Origin of the sequence: Rhodoplanes sp. SY1 (assembly GCF_046000175.1) — a bacterium.
Lineage (GTDB): Bacteria > Pseudomonadota > Alphaproteobacteria > Rhizobiales > Xanthobacteraceae > Rhodoplanes.
The window spans coordinates 1-910 of record NZ_JBEOMB010000307.1; the positions used below are offsets into that span (position 1 = coordinate 1).

The following is a 910-nucleotide window of genomic DNA, read 5'->3' on the forward strand; positions in this document are numbered from 1 at the left end:
GACCTGCCCAATGCTTCCTTTCATGGTAGGGTGCGAGTTCATTGCTTCGCCTAAATCTAAAGACCATTCTTCGCCTTCTGATAGCCAGCGCAAGATGTGCAGGTACGGTGCCCGTCCTTCCTTGCGAAGTTTCGATCCCCTGGCGAATGTCAGCGTTACATCTTTGAATTGCCTGCCAAGCTCAATCATAACATCTTCCACAGCAACATTGATTGAAGTCTTGACGACAGTCGTATCCGCGGCGGTCCCGGTCAGCTTATCCAGAACGCACAACTTATGACAAAGCAGTTGCACGAGCTGAAAGCTACCTTGTGCTCTGTCGGCAACATCCGATTTCGAAGGAATGGAAATATTCAAAGCGGCTTCGCCTAAGGAAATTACTTCCTCAACCAGTTCTTTTGCGTTTGCTTCCAGTCGGAACACATCGATCCGGAGCCCTATGTCATGGGCAAATTTCACAAGCTGTTGTCCCGCCTGATTAATTCCAATTAATATAAGTTTAGAATCGTCCTCTCCGGCATCTGCGAGTACTTTCATGAAATCAGAAAGTTTGAGCTTTATCCTGTCTTCAAGTCGGTGAAAATCATCGACTATTACCGTCCCGATCTCGCCCAGATCGGGAAGAGCCTCTATTAGCTCGAGGTCGGCGGGCTTTCGGGCGCTAAGAAATGTTGCGGATTTCGAATGGCCCAAATCTGCCAGAACTCGGGTGATTGTTGTTGTTTTCCCGATTCCTGAAGGCCCTTCGACGACTAGGCATCTGCCTGGGGTTCGGACTGATACCGTGATCTCGTCGAATCGCGATGGTTTCACAAACGTGTATGTGGGCACTCCGGACAGCCGGAATACTTCCTCAAGATTTGGCACGGTGGTGCTTCCAGTCGATGCAATCAAGGGCTGAACCGTACCT

1 protein-coding gene is annotated in these 910 nt (G+C 49.7%); it reads right to left on the minus strand.

The window, feature by feature from the left end; translation table 11 throughout:
* The coding region (locus tag ABTU92_RS29295) for a hypothetical protein (RefSeq protein ID WP_408095071.1) at positions 1 to 910 on the minus strand (910 nt) is incomplete at both ends.